At 55.6% G+C, this 14,714-nt stretch carries 17 protein-coding genes; 6 read left to right on the top strand and 11 right to left on the bottom strand.

The window, feature by feature from the left end:
• Positions 1 to 67: 67 nt before the first annotated feature.
• From trmB to BY447_RS07320, 3 genes are all read left to right on the top strand, one after another.
• On the top strand, positions 68 to 787 hold the full coding sequence (gene trmB / locus BY447_RS07330) for a tRNA (guanosine(46)-N7)-methyltransferase TrmB (protein WP_010248887.1): 720 nt from the start codon (positions 68 to 70) through the stop codon (positions 785 to 787).
• Positions 787 to 1,113: a YggL family protein gene (locus BY447_RS07325; protein ID WP_003853403.1), complete on the top strand. Its 327-nt coding sequence runs from the start codon at positions 787 to 789 to the stop codon at positions 1,111 to 1,113. The genes trmB and BY447_RS07325 overlap by 1 nt, the downstream gene beginning before the upstream one ends.
• Before the next feature lie 65 nt (positions 1,114 to 1,178).
• Entirely contained in the window at positions 1,179 to 1,895 is a 717-nt protein-coding gene (locus BY447_RS07320) for a DUF2884 domain-containing protein (RefSeq protein ID WP_013358982.1), read from the top strand.
• A 49-nt stretch (positions 1,896 to 1,944) separates the two neighbouring features.
• On the opposite strand, the gene hemW is transcribed toward BY447_RS07320, so the two are convergent.
• Genes hemW through BY447_RS07300 form a run of 4 tightly spaced genes read right to left on the bottom strand, consistent with a single transcriptional unit; the run spans position 1,945 to position 4,966 of the window.
• Entirely contained in the window at positions 1,945 to 3,084 is a 1,140-nt protein-coding gene (hemW, locus tag BY447_RS07315) for a radical SAM family heme chaperone HemW (RefSeq protein WP_110330858.1), read from the bottom strand.
• On the bottom strand, positions 3,077 to 3,670 hold the full coding sequence (locus BY447_RS07310; RefSeq protein ID WP_110330857.1) for an XTP/dITP diphosphatase: 594 nt from the start codon (positions 3,668 to 3,670) through the stop codon (positions 3,077 to 3,079). The genes hemW and BY447_RS07310 overlap by 8 nt, the downstream gene beginning before the upstream one ends.
• 21 nt (positions 3,671 to 3,691) lie before the next feature.
• Positions 3,692 to 4,246 (bottom strand): YggT family protein, encoded by a 555-nt coding sequence (locus BY447_RS07305; RefSeq protein ID WP_013358979.1) that lies wholly within the window; start codon positions 4,244 to 4,246, stop codon positions 3,692 to 3,694.
• Positions 4,247 to 4,258: 12 nt separating this feature from the next.
• Positions 4,259 to 4,966, bottom strand: coding sequence for a YggS family pyridoxal phosphate-dependent enzyme (locus BY447_RS07300; protein ID WP_095706708.1), 708 nt, complete (start codon positions 4,964 to 4,966; stop codon positions 4,259 to 4,261).
• 14 nt (positions 4,967 to 4,980) lie between these two features.
• Here BY447_RS07300 and BY447_RS07295 point away from each other — a divergent pair, with 14 nt between their 5' ends.
• On the top strand, positions 4,981 to 5,976 hold the full coding sequence (locus tag BY447_RS07295; RefSeq protein WP_110330856.1) for a type IV pilus twitching motility protein PilT: 996 nt from the start codon (positions 4,981 to 4,983) through the stop codon (positions 5,974 to 5,976).
• Between the two features lie 5 nt (positions 5,977 to 5,981).
• Here the strand turns inward: BY447_RS07295 and ruvX are convergent, their stop codons facing one another.
• The 6 genes from ruvX to BY447_RS07265 all read right to left on the bottom strand — a co-directional run bounded on the left by ruvX (position 5,982) and on the right by BY447_RS07265 (position 10,199).
• A complete protein-coding gene (gene ruvX, locus BY447_RS07290; protein ID WP_013358976.1) occupies positions 5,982 to 6,401 on the bottom strand; it encodes a Holliday junction resolvase RuvX in 420 nt (139 codons plus the stop codon).
• Positions 6,401 to 6,964, bottom strand: coding sequence for a YqgE/AlgH family protein (locus BY447_RS07285; protein ID WP_013358975.1), 564 nt, complete (start codon positions 6,962 to 6,964; stop codon positions 6,401 to 6,403). Before BY447_RS07285 ends, ruvX begins: the two co-directional genes overlap by 1 nt.
• 87 nt (positions 6,965 to 7,051) lie before the next feature.
• Positions 7,052 to 7,996 (bottom strand): glutathione synthase, encoded by a 945-nt coding sequence (gene gshB / locus BY447_RS07280; RefSeq protein WP_110330855.1) that lies wholly within the window; start codon positions 7,994 to 7,996, stop codon positions 7,052 to 7,054.
• Positions 7,997 to 8,102: 106 nt separating this feature from the next.
• On the bottom strand, positions 8,103 to 8,834 hold the full coding sequence (gene rsmE / locus BY447_RS07275; RefSeq protein ID WP_110330854.1) for a 16S rRNA (uracil(1498)-N(3))-methyltransferase: 732 nt from the start codon (positions 8,832 to 8,834) through the stop codon (positions 8,103 to 8,105).
• 71 nt (positions 8,835 to 8,905) lie between these two features.
• Positions 8,906 to 9,610: a deoxyribonuclease I gene (endA, locus tag BY447_RS07270; RefSeq protein ID WP_107320079.1), complete on the bottom strand. Its 705-nt coding sequence runs from the start codon at positions 9,608 to 9,610 to the stop codon at positions 8,906 to 8,908.
• A 76-nt stretch (positions 9,611 to 9,686) separates the two neighbouring features.
• Complete coding sequence (locus tag BY447_RS07265; RefSeq protein ID WP_051926533.1) at positions 9,687 to 10,199, bottom strand: SprT family zinc-dependent metalloprotease; 513 nt, start codon at positions 10,197 to 10,199, stop codon at positions 9,687 to 9,689.
• A gap of 209 nt (positions 10,200 to 10,408) precedes the next feature.
• On the opposite strand from BY447_RS07265, the gene BY447_RS07260 reads away from it, so the two are divergent.
• Complete coding sequence (locus BY447_RS07260; protein ID WP_095706712.1) at positions 10,409 to 11,554, top strand: glycosyltransferase; 1,146 nt, start codon at positions 10,409 to 10,411, stop codon at positions 11,552 to 11,554.
• Positions 11,544 to 12,812, top strand: coding sequence for an O-antigen ligase family protein (locus tag BY447_RS07255; RefSeq protein WP_323859484.1), 1,269 nt, complete (start codon positions 11,544 to 11,546; stop codon positions 12,810 to 12,812). Before BY447_RS07260 ends, BY447_RS07255 begins: the two co-directional genes overlap by 11 nt.
• Before the next feature lie 81 nt (positions 12,813 to 12,893).
• Here BY447_RS07255 and BY447_RS07250 read toward each other — a convergent pair whose 3' ends face one another.
• Positions 12,894 to 14,291 (bottom strand): sugar porter family MFS transporter, encoded by a 1,398-nt coding sequence (locus BY447_RS07250; RefSeq protein WP_013358968.1) that lies wholly within the window; start codon positions 14,289 to 14,291, stop codon positions 12,894 to 12,896.
• Positions 14,292 to 14,714 lie beyond the last annotated feature (423 nt).

Below are 14,714 nucleotides of genomic sequence, written 5' to 3'. Positions count from 1 at the left end.
CTTGCTTCTGCTTATGAACTTTGCATAATGCCCGTTTCCCGGAACAGGCTAACCAGCAGGCTTTTACATGATTAATGACGTCATCACCCCAGAATTTGATGAGAACGGGCGGCCATTGCGCCGGATCCGCAGCTTTGTGCGCCGCCAGGGTCGCTTAACCAAAGGCCAGCAGCAGGCGCTGGATACCCTGTGGCCGGTCATGGGGGTAGAATATCAGCCTGAGCCTGTCGATCTGCCCGCGCTGTTTGGCCGCGAAGCCCCGGTCACGCTGGAGATTGGCTTTGGCATGGGCGCATCGCTGGTGACCATGGCGCAGAACACGCCACATCAGAACTTCCTGGGTATTGAAGTGCATGCGCCGGGCGTGGGTGCCTGTCTGGCCGCCGCCAAAGAAGCCGACGTGCAGAACCTGCGGGTCATGTGCCATGACGCGGTGGAAGTGCTGGAGAAAATGATTCCGGATAACTCGCTGCGCATGGTTCAGCTCTTCTTCCCCGACCCGTGGCATAAAGCACGTCACAATAAACGCCGTATCGTCCAGGTGCCGTTCGCCGAACTGGTGATGCGTAAACTGAAGCTGGGCGGCGTTTTCCACATGGCGACCGACTGGGAAGCCTACGCGGAGCATATGCTGGAAGTGATGAACAGCATCGATGGCTACCGCAATCAGTCAGAGCAACAGAATTACGTGCCGCGTCCTGAGACGCGTCCACTGACCAAGTTTGAGCAGCGCGGGCAGCGTTTAGGCCACGGCGTATGGGATTTAATGTTTGAGAGGGTGAAATAATGGCCACACAACGCAGCCGCCGTTTACGTAAAAAACTGCACATTGACGAGTTTCAGGAACTGGGCTTCTCCGTTGCCTGGCGTTTCCCGGAAGGCACCAGCGAAAGTGAAATTGATGAGACGCTGAACCAGTTCATCAATGAAGCGATCGATCCTAACGGCCTGGCCTTTGATGGCAGCGGCTACCTGGTGTGGGAAGGTCTGGTTTGCCTGCAGAAAACCGGCAAATGCACCGATGAGCATCGTGCGCTGGTCCGCAAATGGCTGGAAGACCGCAAGCTGCAGGATGTGCAGATGACGGAACTCTTTGACGTCTGGTGGGACTAAGTCGTCACACAGTGTCGGGCTGCGGCCCGATCGGAGGGTTTCAGACCCGATCTTAGGGAGTAGATATGATGCGTAAAGCGCTTCTTGCTGTGCTGCTGGTGGCAGCAACTCAGGCTCAGGCAGCCTACGAATGCAGCGTTAAGCCGCAGGACGATGTGGTGATTAAACCGCAGAGCGTGCAGGTGGTCGGTGCTAACGGCAATATGGAAATCTCGCCGCAGGGCGACGTGCAGTTCAATGGCCAGAAAGTTTCGCTGGATATCGCTGAACGTCAGAAAGCGATCGACTATCAGAACGCGCTGCGGCGCGATCTGCCGTGGATCGACAGCGGAGCGACCTCCCGTCTGGAGAAAGGACGTGCGGCACTGGATCGGGTCATCGTTGAAAAACTGGGCACCGACAGCAACGTACGTAATCGCCTGACCACGCTGAATGGCCAGCTGAAACAGCAGATGAACCGCATCATTGAACACCGTGAAGACGGTCTGACGTTCCACCATCAGGCGATCGATCAGGTGCGCGCCGAAGGCGAAAGGCTGGTGCAGTCAACGCTGGGCGGCGTGATGCAGGACAGTCTGAATGAGATGGGCAGTAAGCAGGGCAGTGGCGGCAGTAATCCGCTGCAGGCGATTATGGGCAATCTGGGCGGTCTGCAACAGTCGATTCAGGCTGAGTGGAGCAAGCAGGAGCAGGATTTCCAGAACTTCGGACACGAAGTGTGTAATCGCGTGATTTCGCTGGAAGATCAGCGTAAACAGCTTACCGGCGCACTGAAAAAATAGTTCAACGCCTCAGCCTGCAGGGCTGAGGCGCTTTTTTACCCTTCCGCACTCACTCTTCCGCTAAGAACAGCTCAAGCAGCGAATTCAGGAACAATTTCCCTTTCTCCGTAATCTGCCACTGCTCAGCGGTTTCCGTCACGTAACCGGCGGCAATCGCGGCATCCATCTGCGGACGGATCACCTCTTCTGACAAACCGGTGTAGCGGCTGAACTCGTCGCGCGGCGCGGCCTCCAGCAGGCGAAAGCGGTTCATGAAATATTCAAACGGCTTGTCGCTATCGGCAACCTCATACTGCTTTTCGCGGTAGTTACCCTGCATGAAGCCACGCGGATGACGGGTTTTCACCGTGCGGACAATGCGGCCATCCGGCTGGGTCAGCTTGCCGTGTGCGCCACAGCCAATCCCCAGGTAGTCGCCAAAGCGCCAGTAGTTGAGGTTGTGTTCACAGCGATATCCCGGCTTTGCGTAGGCGGAGGTCTCATACTGCTGATAACCGGCCGCCTGCAGCAGCCGATCGCCCTGCTCGAAAATATCCCACAATGCATCATCATCTGGCAGCACCGGCGGGCGTGAGCCAAACAGGGTGTTGGGTTCGATGGTGAGCTGATACCAGGAGAGATGCGGCGGATTCAGCGCAATCGCCTGACGTAAATCGTCGAGCGCCTCTTCCAGCGACTGATCGGGCAGGCCATGCATCAGGTCGAGGTTAAAGCTGCGCAGCGACAGCGACTCTGCCAGTTCGGCGGCGCGGACGGCCTCTTCCGGACCATGAATACGGCCCAGACGCTGCAACTTTTGCGGACTGAAACTCTGTACACCAATCGAAATACGGTTGATACCGGCACGCTGATAAGCGCTGAACCGGTCAGCTTCCACGGTGCCAGGATTGGCTTCCATGGTCACTTCCGCATCAGGGGCGAGCGTCAGACGCGCCCGCACGCCATCCATCAGCATCTGCATCGCGCTGCTGCTCAGCAGGCTGGGCGTACCGCCGCCAATGAAAATCGTGCGCACTTCCCGGCCATTGATCAGCGGCAGGTCGATCTCCAGATCGCGCAGCAGGTGCTGCACGTATTCAACGTGCGGCACCTCATCTTTCAGCGCGTGGGAGTTAAAATCACAGTAGGGACACTTCTGTACGCACCACGGAATGTGGATGTAGAGACTTAACGGCGGCAGATTAGGCATTACGCATCGCTTCCAGCAACAGCGTCAATGCTTTACCCCGGTGAGAAACTGCACCTTTTTCCGCTTTGCTCAGCCCGGCCGCGGTTTTACCCAGCGCCGGGACAAAGAAAATCGGGTCATAACCAAAGCCACCGGCGCCAGAGGCGGTGCGGGCAATCTCGCCCTGCCAGCTGCCGTGGAACACCAGCGGCGTCGGGTCTTCCGCATGACGCAGATAGACCAGCACGCAGTGGAACTGCGCCTGGCGCTGACCGTCAGGCACGTTTTCCAGCGCCTGCAGCAGTTTCTCCAGGTTCTGCTGATCGCTGGCCTCTTCACCGGCGTAGCGCGCCGAGTAGATGCCAGGCGCGCCGCCCAGCGCATCCACGGCCAGACCGGAGTCATCGGCGATGGCCGGTAATCCGGTGATCTGTGCCGCGTGACGCGCCTTGAGAATCGCGTTCTCAATAAAGGTCAGGCCAGTCTCTTCTGCCGATTCAACCCCAAGGTCAGTCTGCGCGACGATATCCAGACCAAAGGCGGAGAGTAACTCCGCCAGTTCACGCACTTTGCCGGGATTGCCGGTTGCGAGCACAACTTTTTGCATAACAGTTCCAGTTTGATTCATTTACAGCAGATACCAGAGACCCGGGAACAGGTCCATGCCGAGAAAGTTCAGGGCATACAGCACCAGGATGACGATCATCGCTGAGAAATCGATGCCGCCCATCGCAGGCAGAATACGGCGAATAGGTGCCATCATCGGCTCGGTCAACTGCACCAGCAGATAATCGACCGGGCCACGGCCCTGGCTGATCCAGCTCATCAGAGAGCGAACGATGATGACCCAGAAGACCAGATAGCCGGCGGATTTCACCAGCGATAGCAGACCGACCAGGAGATTCGTCGGATCGACCGAGAACACGCCTACCTGAATCAGCAGTAAAATCGGGTATTTCAGCGTGGTCAGCACAAAGGCCAGCAGCAGCGAGGCGGTATCAATCGGCCCCAGAGCCGGCAGTATGCGGCGCAGTGGCTTAACAATCGGCTGTGTCACTTTTACGACAAACTGCGCCACTGGATTGTAAAAATCGCAGCGGGACCACTGCATCCAGATGCGTAACAACAGCACCATGACGTAGAGATCGATCAGCGTTTTTACTAAAAACGTCAGTGTTAACATGAAGTTCCTCTGTTATTGTTGTGAGTTGTGTGCATAATCTCGTGCGCCAAAAATGGCGGTGCCGATACGCACCATCGTACTGCCTGCGGCGATTGCCGCCTCCATGTCATCGCTCATTCCCAGCGAAAGCGTATCTGCCTGCGGATAGTGCTGTTGCAACTGCCGGAAGGCTTCCGCCATCTGCTGACACACCGCCAGCTGCCGCTGGTAATCACTCTCCGCTGCCGGAATCGCCATCAATCCCCGCAGCCGCAGTTGCGGCAGGGCAGCGATCTGCTCCGCCAGCCCGGAAACGGCCTCCAGCATGATGCCAGATTTGCTGTTCTCGTCACTGATATTTACCTGAATTAACACATTCAGTGGTGGCAGCGAGGCGGGCCGCTGATCGTTGAGCCGCTGCGCAATGCGCTGGCGGTCAATGGTGTGACACCAGGCGAAATGCTCTGCCACCAGACGGCTTTTGTTGGACTGCAACGGGCCGATGAAGTGCCACGCCAGTTCAGGATGTGCGGCCAGTGCCTGAACCTTTTCAACCCCTTCCTGGACGTAATTTTCACCGAAGGCAATCTGGCCAGCGGCAAAGGCTTCTTCGACCGCGCTCGCAGGTTTGGTTTTGCTGACTGCAAGCAGGGTAATTTCTTCCGGAGCGCGGCCGCAACGCGCGGCAGCGGCGGCGATTCGCTGTCGCACTTGCTGTAGGTTCTGCTGGATTGAAGTCATAGTCAGGAGAAATTATGAATCTGGATGAAATGGTGGGGCTTAGTGTAAAGCATAATGCCGCTGATCTGCACCTTTGCAGCGGACATTTGCCCTACTGGCGGCGGCAGGGAAGGCTGGAGGTGATTCCGCAGCAAGCCAGACTTTCTGCCGCCTGGATGGCAGAGTTTATGACCCGCTGGCTCAGTGACCCGCAGCGTCAGCAGCTGGAGCATGCAGGGCAGCTCGATTTCGCCCTGAGCCTGACCTGCGGCCAGCGTCTGCGTGCAAATCTGTTTATGCAGCGCAACGGCCTGTCACTGGCGCTGCGTATCATTGCCACCGCGTGCCCGACGCTGGAGAGCCTGCAACTGCCCGCCGTTGTGCCGACACTGCTCGAGCAGCAGGATGGCCTGATTCTGGTGACCGGTGCGACCGGCAGCGGTAAATCGACCACGCTGGCGGCGCTGGTCGATGCGCTGAACCGCCAGCAGGCGCGCCACATCATTACGCTGGAAGACCCGATTGAATTTATCCATCACAGCCAGCAGTCGCTGATTCAGCAGCGCGAAATTGGCCTGCACTGCGATTCGTTCTCGCTGGGGATAAAGGCGGCGCTGCGTGAAGATCCCGACGTCATCCTGCTGGGCGAACTGCGCGACAGCGACACCATCCGTCAGGCGCTGACGGCGGCGGAGACTGGTCATCTGGTACTGGCGACGCTGCACACCCGCGGCGCGGCGCAGGCGGTGGACCGGCTGGTGGATGTCTTTCCGGCGGAGGAGAAACAGCTGGTGCGTACGCAGCTGGCGGGCAGCCTGAAAGCAGTGATTGCGCAGCGGCTGGTGCCTTCAATTTCCGGATCGCGCATCGGACTGTTTGAAGTTCTGATCGTCACGCCCGGCATCACTAATCTGATTCGGGAAGGTAAGATGCACCAAATCCCTGCGCTGCTGCAGACCGGCGCGCAGGCCGGTATGCAGACGTTTGAGCAGAGCCGGCTGGCGCGTCAGGCCGCCGGTCTGATTGAGTAAGCAGATCAGTAATGGTTTTCGAACCAGTCCTGCAAAATGATGGCCGCGGACTGTGAATCGACCGACCCTTTGTTGAGCGCGCGATAGCCGCCGCGCTCAAACAGGCCAGCACGTGCTTCTACCGTGCTGAGTCGTTCATCCTGCAGCTCTACCCGGATGCCAAAGCGACCGTGCAGGCGGTTGGCAAATTTACGCGCACGATCGGTCAGCGGCTGCTCGGTGCCATCCATATTCAGCGGCAGGCCTACGACCACGAAATCGGGCTGCCACTCTTTCAGCAGCTTTTCAATCACCTGCCAGTCCGGGATGCCATCCTGCGCTTTAATCGCGGTCAGCGGACGGGCGCTGCCCGTGAGTTCCTGACCTACAGCGACACCAATACTTTTGGTGCCGAAGTCGAAACCTAACAGAGTCTGAGTTGACATCAGGCGTGTCCCGCGTCGCTGGCCATGTTGTGAATATCGACGCCAATACTGCGCGCCGCTTCGCGCCAGCGCTCTGAAATCGGCGTCTGGAACAGGATATTGCTGTTAGCTGGCGTGGTCAGCCAGGCATTTTCCATCAGCTCATTTTCCAGCTGATCTTTTTCCCAGGCGCAATATCCCAGCGCGACCAGCACATTGGTGGGCTGAGACGCGGTGCCGATCGACTCCAGCACGTCACGGGATGTGGTGATAATGGTGTTATCTGAGACACGGATGCTGGAGGTAAAGGTGCGTTGTGCTGAGTGCAGGATAAAGCCACGATCCTCTGCCAGCGGGCCGCCGGTAAACACCGGTTTATCCAGCCTGATGGCCGGGTCGCGATCGTCGGCAGAGATTTTCAGCTTCTTCAGAATGCCTTCAACCGTCAGGTTTTCCATGGGTTTATTGATGATCAGTCCCATTGCGCCCTCTTCGTTATGTTCGCAGAGATAGACCACGGAACGCTTGAAGAAAGGATCCTGCAATGAAGGCATGGCAATCAAAAAGTGATGTTGTAAATTCATTCTCACACGATGTACCAAAAAAATAACCGGCACGCGACGGCCGCACCGGTATTGGGTTGATCACGGAGCCACGCCCCGGCTTCTTGCTCAGCCCAGGCGCTTCTCAATGGCATCCATCAACATGCCGGTGATGGAGATCGGGAACGCAGCCTCAATTTCACGAATGCAGGTTGGGCTGGTCACGTTAACTTCAGTCAGTTTATCACCGATGATGTCGAGACCGACAAAAATCAGTCCTTTTGCTTTCAGTGTCGGGCCAACACGGTGCGCAATTTCCCAGTCGCTTTCGCTCAGCGGACGCGCTTCACCACGACCACCGGCGGCGAGGTTGCCACGCGTTTCACCGCCCTGCGGGATACGTGCCAGGCAGTAAGGCACCGGTTCGCCATCCACAACCAGCACGCGTTTGTCACCTTCTTTGATCGCCGCAATGTAGTTCTGCGCCATGCAGAAACGGCTCTCATGCTCGGTCAGGGTTTCGGTAATCACACCAAAGTTAGGATCGTCTTTCTTCACGCGGAAGATAGACGCGCCACCCATGCCATCCAGCGGCTTCATGATGATGTCGCCATGCTCCTGCCAGAAGGCACGCAGCTGCGCTTTGCTGCGGGTCACCAGGGTGTCAGGCGTGAACTCGGCAAACCAGGCGGTATAGAGCTTTTCGTTACAGTCACGCAGGCTCTGCGGTTTGTTCACGATCAGCGTACCCAGCTCTTCTGCGCGCTCCAGAATGTAGGTCGCATAGATGAACTCGGTGTCGAATGGCGGATCTTTGCGCATCAGCACCACGTTCAGGTCAGCCAGCGGGATCACCTGCTCGCTGCCGAACTGATACCAGTTTTCAGGGTTCTGCTCGACGGTCAGCAGGCGGGTGCGGGCAGAGGCCACGCCACCGCGCATAGAGAGATCGTGCATCTCCATGTAGTGAATTTCGTAACCACGGCGCTGTGCTTCCAGCAGCATAGCGAAGCTGGAGTCTTTTTTAATATTGATGGACGAAATAGGGTCCATCACGATGCCAAGTTTAATCATTATTATCTCCTCGGTGAGGCGGTATTTACCGCCTCGTCTGGTTCGGTCTGCAGTGGGCCGATCGGTCAGGACATCATGCCTGCGCTCTTTCCGCTGAAAGTATCGCTTAACCCAGGTCGCCAAACCTCACCTGAAGTGCCGTAATGGCCGTCAGCGCGGTGGTTTCGGTACGCAATACCCGTGGGCCAAGCAGAATGTCAGTAAAATCGTGCTGCGCCGTCATCGCAATCTCGTCCGCAGACAAACCGCCTTCAGGGCCAATCAGCAGTCGTACCCGCTCAACAGGCTGTGGCAGCGTGTTGATGCTGTGGCTGGCGCGCGGATGCAGGTTGAGCTTCAGACCGCTGTCAGCCTCTGCACACCAGGCTTCCAGCGTCATCGCTTCACGAATCTCCGGCACGCGATTACGGCCACACTGCTCGCAGGCGGCAATAGCAATTTTCTGCCACTGCTGGATCTTCTTCGCCAGACGTTCAGCATCAAGCTTTACGCCACAGCGCTCGGAAAACAAGGGTGTAATGACATTCACGCCCAGTTCGATCGATTTCTGGATAGTGAATTCCATTTTTTCACCGCGCGACATCACCTGACCTAAATGCAGATGCAAAGGTGACTCGCGATCGTCCGGCTGGCTCTCTGTGACCGATACTTTTACACGCTTTTTATCAACATGCGTGATCTCTGCTGCAAAAGTCAGATTAGTGCCATCAAAGAGTTCCAGACGCTGGCCTGTCGTCATCCGGAGTACCCGGCCCACATGATTGGATGCATCTTCATCCAGGGTAATTTCACTGCCGATCTCTAATGGCCCGGCGTGATAGATGCGAGGTATGCGCATAAGGTTCCTGAAACCGGACGCCGCGCTGCGGCGGCGTCATGGGGAAAAAAAGCTAGTGTAGGGCAGGGATTTTAGCGCTGGCAAGCCTGCTGCACATAAGGATTGTGATTGCCCTGAACCTTTGCAATGCGCTGGTCGCGTTCGCACTCCCATTTTGTGACAGGATAGAGCTTGTCCCAGGCGGTAAACAGCTGCGTCTGCTGGCGCGAAATGCGCAGATGGTACTGGTCGCGCATATAGAAATAGGTGCGGGCAATGGCACCGCGCGCCCGCGCGGGTGGCTCCGCCTGTTTAAGTTTGAAATCGATCTTCATCTCACACTGACCGTACTGCTTCTCGCTGCCGTTCCATTGACTGTAGGCGAAGTTACCACGGTCGCCATTCACTTCACCCACTGCGGGCTGAAGGTTATGCAAATCAGTTTCGATGCGGCGATACTCGGGATCCTTGCTGCAGTTTTTGCGGCCACCGTCCTGCCAGCACTGGCGCTGATGACCAAACTCCCAGGCCGGCATCACATGTTCCCACTCAATGCGCCCGGCGCGATTGGCGTTCTTGCGCACCTGATAGCCACAGCTGTTGAGATCGGGAATGCCCTTTTTGCCCTGCCACTGAATCTTACAGCCACAGTAGAACGAACCCGGTGCATCGGCGTTAATCGCCGCCGCAAAGGTTTTGGCCTGCTGGAAGTTATTTTGATGATAGTTATTCAGATTAAGAGCGTCAGCGGCAGGTGCAAACAGCAGCGCAACCGCCAGACTTAGTATGCGAGACATATTCCGGATTTCTTCCTGGTACGAAAAAGGGCGGCAGGTTAACAGAATGTGGAATAGGGCGGAATGGGGATTGTTCTCAGGAAGCGACAAACTCGCCTGCGACCAGCAGGCTGCCGCAGTGCACGCAGCGATATTCACTTTCTTTGCGCAGAATACGATTGTGGCGGCGAACCGTCAGCTGATGCTGCTGGCACTGGCAGCGGTAAGCAAAGGTGTTACTGCGCACGGAGGCGATCTCAAACTGATGGGTGCGGCGTGCCGGCACCCCCAGCACCTGCTCCATCATCCACTTCCACTCTTTGCCGTGCGGTGCGACGCGGCCAAACTGTTTCCACACCAGCAGATGCGCCAGCTCGTGCGGCACCACTTCATCGATAAATGCCTGCTGGTTTTCCAGCAGCAGCACCGGATTGATGCGGATCTCCCAGGATGTCAGCCAGGCGGTGCCCGCTGCCGTACCGCGTTGCTGGTAGAGCAGCTTCGGTTCCGGATAATGGGTTTTCAGGGCCTGATTTGCACGCTCAAGCGACTGGCGCAGTGAGCGCATCACGGCCTGCTGCAGGGCAATGGGGAGACGAGGTGTTTTCATGGCGCTCAGAATAATCGCCGTCGCCCAGGAACTCAACGTTACCCGCGAAAACGACAGCGCAGCGACTATACTCATCCGCCAGTTTCGAACCATACGATCCACAGTGTTCGTGTGGTCCGGCGTAGCCCTGCGATTAGTTAAAATTCTGGATTAAATATTGTTACGGTCTTTTTTAGAATATCCTGTTGATAATGTTCACTGCAGAGTGAATGGATCAGAAGCGGAAGGCACAGTGTACGGACAACGCAATGAAAAATAATAACATCAGGAAACAGCGTATTGTGCTGGTTACCGATCTCATGGCTGGCCGCGGCGGTATGGAGAATGTGACCTGCCAGCTGATTACCGCCCTGAATAAGGAACCCGGAACGGAAGCAGGGCTGTTTATTATCAACAGCGGAGAGGAGAGCCTCTCCCGTGCCTGGACCGCCAACGCCGTTTTATCAGAGAGCGTCTGCACGCTGCGTAATAAGAAAATAAAAAATCTTATTCACACGCTGAGAATGGCCGCCTTCTTTCGTCGCTATCAGCCCGACCATGTTCTGACCCTCAACACCATTCCCTGTCTGATGACGCGCCGGGCCATTACGCTCTCAGGACGCAAAATCGTGTTGTCGAGCTGGATGCACCTGCCACCGCGGGAGCGCTACCGTCCCCACTATCTGCTGCGGGCCGATCACCATTTTGCCATCAGTAAGCAGATCAAAGAGCAGCTGGTGGAGCTGGGCGCACCCGCTACTGACGTTGACGTCATCTATAACCCCATCCGGCGTAATGATGTGGTTATCGGCAGGCCGCAGGGGCTGAAGTTTCTCTATATCGGTCGCGTCCATTTTCAGCGGCAGAAACAGCTTAAAGATCTGTTTGATGCGTTGAAGCATCTGGATGCGCCGTGGACGCTGGAGATTGTAGGTGACGGAGAAGACCTGACGCAGTGTCAGCACTACGTGACGCAACTCGGCATTCAGGATCGTATTACCTGGCATGGCTGGCAGGAGAACGCCTGGGAGTACGTCATCCGCCATATCAGACAGGTCACCTGTCTGATCATGACCTCGAACTTTGAAGGCTTTCCGCTGATCCTGCTGGAGGCGATGTCACGGGGTGTCTACTGCGTCTCGTCCGACTGCATCAGTGGCCCGTCAGAGATTATTCAGAACGGTCTCAATGGTCAGCTCTACCCTACTAATGACAGCATGGCGCTGGCCGCTATTCTCAACGCCATGAGCCGGGATTTCCACTTTCCCGATCATCAGGTTATTAAAGCGAGCATCACCGGTTTTTATGAGGAAAATTATATGAAGCACCTGATGAGTGCGTTTAACCGTCTGACTGAGGTTAAGCATGACGAATAAAAGCAGTCGTAATGGATTAACGTTAATGGTTAATGCTTCAGTTATTGCGCTCTGTCTGGCGCTGTCACTGAATATGTTTGTTTCCGGCCTGCCGCAAAAAATATTTTATCTGGTCTCTTATCTCTCCGTCGCATCTGTGTTGTATGGCCTGGTGCGCAGGCGAGTGGCGTTTAAAGAGAACGGTTTTTATGTCGTCCTGTTTGCTGTGCTGATTCTCTTCGCTCTGATCCGTCTGTTCTGGGCGATACACACAAAGGGGCTTGAAACCGCACCCTCAAACGATGCCATCACCAATATCGCCAACTATCTGCTGGGGGCGAAGCGGCTGTTGCTGGGAGCCTTTGTGCTGCTCAGTCTGGCGATTTATGGCAACCGGGTTTCTGCAACCACGCTGCGCATTGGAAAAGTGTTAATTCTGGTCGGTCTGCTGATTACGCTGGGCTTTGGTATTCATGAGCATCTCTATACCGAGAATATCCGCATCAAGCTCACCACCGAAGCGGCCTCGATGTCCTCCTACATGATTCTGTTTATCTACTGCACCTGGCTGTGGCTGAGCCGTTACGAGACGCACGCATACTGGAAGATTGCCGATATCACTGTGCTGGCTGTGACCTTTGCCTTGCTCTACCTGTGCGGCACCCGCGTAACGCTGATTGCACTGATTGCCGTGGGGCTGCTGTTCCTGTTGCAGACCTACCGGCTGTCGCTGCTGACCAACTGGCGAATCAGCGCATTACTGGTGGGCGTGCTGGCGGTGCTGATCCTGATGACCAGTAACCGCTGGGTAGAAGGGATGCAGGATATTGAGAATTATGGGTCAAACAGCTCGACCTCGCTGGGCGCACGCGTGGCTATCTGGGGCGGGGCGGTCAACTTTATTGAGCATCATGGCGGTTTTGCTACGCCGGATGCACGCACCACGGAGGCGCGGGAGTTCATCATGGCGCACTATCCGCTTAATGGTGAAGGCTACACCAACGTTAAGTACAACATGCACAATGAGTTTCTGGAAGTGACGACGCTGCAGGGCTGGCTGGGCACGCTGTCGCTGGCGCTGCTCTATCTGGCGGTGCCTGGCGGCTGGCTTAAGAAGTGCGATCTGCGTGGCGTGACGCTGCCGATGCTGGCACTGTTTATCTGCGGACTGACCGATTCGGTACTGCCGTATAATCAGACAGCCACTATTTTCATTATGGCGCTGGCACTCTGCTGCATACGGCAGCCATTGCCGGCAGGGCGGGCTAACTCGCTTTAATCATGCATTGAACAAATAAAAACGGCGGGGTTTCCAGAGAAACCCCGCCGTTTTTTTTACCGCATTTTTTATCGGGTAATATTAGTCACGTGAACCGATGTCGCGCAGTTTCTTACCTGCCATCAGGTTACGTTCGATGTGTTCCAGCGAGACGTTTTTGGTCTCAGGAATCAGCATCACGGTCAGCAGAATGAAGAACAGGTTAAGCAGTGCGTAGACCCAGAAGGTATTTGCGTTGCCCAGTGTATTCAGCATCGTCAGGAAGGTCGCACCCACGATCATGTTGGCAATCCAGTTAGTGGTCGTGGAAACCGTGATACCAAAATCGCGGCCTTTCAGCGGCTGAATTTCGGAACAGAGCACCCAGATCAACGGACCGGCTGACATCGCAAAACCAACGATAAACATCAGCAGCATACCGACCGCGAAGTACTGTGCGCCCGCGGAGTGAATACCGAAGTGCAGCATCGTACCCAGCACGCCCATACCGGCTGCCATCACCATAAAGCCCAGAATCAGGGTAGGTTTACGGCCCCAGCGATCCACCAGACCAATAGCGATGAAGGTCGCCAGTACGTTGACCAGACCCACAATCACCGTACCCCACATCTGCTGGGTGGTGTTGGTGAAGCCCGCGATTTCAAAGATTTTTGGTGCGTAGTACATGATGACGTTCATACCGGTAAACTGCTGCATGACCTGCAACAGGATGCCCAGATAGACCGCACGACGGAAGTGACTGCTGCTGGTGAACAGACCCCAGCCAGACTGCTTGACCTTCAGGCTTTCACGAATCTCTTCCAGCTCACGTTTTGCCTGCTCACTGGTGTCACGCAGACGATCCAGTACGCGTTGCGCATCGCGGAAGTTGCCTCGCGCCGCCAGCCAGCGTGGGCTGTTTGGCAGGAAGAAAACACCGATCAGCAACAGCAGGGCCGGAATGGTGATGATGCCCAGCATCCAGCGCCAGTTGCCGGTAAAGCTGAAGGCGGTATCGGTAAGGTAAGCACCCAGAATACCGATGGTGATCATCAGCTGGTAAAGCGAAATCATACTGCCGCGAATTTTTTCCGGAGCGATCTCAGAAAGATAAAGCGGGGCGGTATAAGAGGCAATACCGACGGCCAGGCCCAGCAGAACGCGGGCGCTGATCAGCATTTCCGGGTTTGGCGACATCGCTGACCAGAGTGAACCGATAACGAACAGAATCGCACCGGCCATCAGGCTTTTTTTACGGCCCAGGCGGGATGACATCCAGCCGCTGCCGATAGCACCGACCGCCGCACCAAACATCATGGAACTGACGATCCACTCCTGCTGATGAGGGGTGACGTTAAAGTCCTTTGCGATAAACGGCAGGGCACCGGCGATAACGCCGATATCCAGACCGAACAGCAGTCCCGCAAGGGCCGCCAGAAAGCAGACAAATAAGGTCATTGCCTTATTTGAAGTTCTGCTTTTGTGTGTATTGCCAGGCATGGAAGCCTCCAGGTTTATCCATCATTGTTTTTATCAATGTTAAAAAACCTTTTGCGGGAAAAAAGTGAGCCTGATCACATCAGTGTAATCGCTTACACACGCTGAAACCCTGAAATTCAGCATATTTTTCCCGGAAAGATTAATTAACCAGTGAGGTATAGCACTCATTAAGTTTCTGACAATGCTCTATTTAGTGGCTATCAGACGACGCTGAAAATAACGCATTTTCAGCATAATAACTACGTGCGTTAATTCCTAAATGTCGGAAAAACAAAGCATTTCAATTTGTAATCGTTAACATTTTGTCGTCATAAAAAGCGAAAGGAAGTGTAGCTGAGAATGGAAAATTTGCTGCAGAGTGAAAGAGATGCCGGGCAGATTGGTTTTTCTGATAACTGACGGTCGCCAGTAACTGCGCGGATA

The sequence above is a fragment of the Pantoea sp. JKS000250 genome, assembly GCF_003201065.1.
Taxonomy (GTDB): Bacteria; Pseudomonadota; Gammaproteobacteria; order Enterobacterales; family Enterobacteriaceae; genus Pantoea; species Pantoea vagans.
Note: the sequence above shows the minus strand (reverse complement) of the source record. Positions and strands in the feature narration are given on the sequence as shown.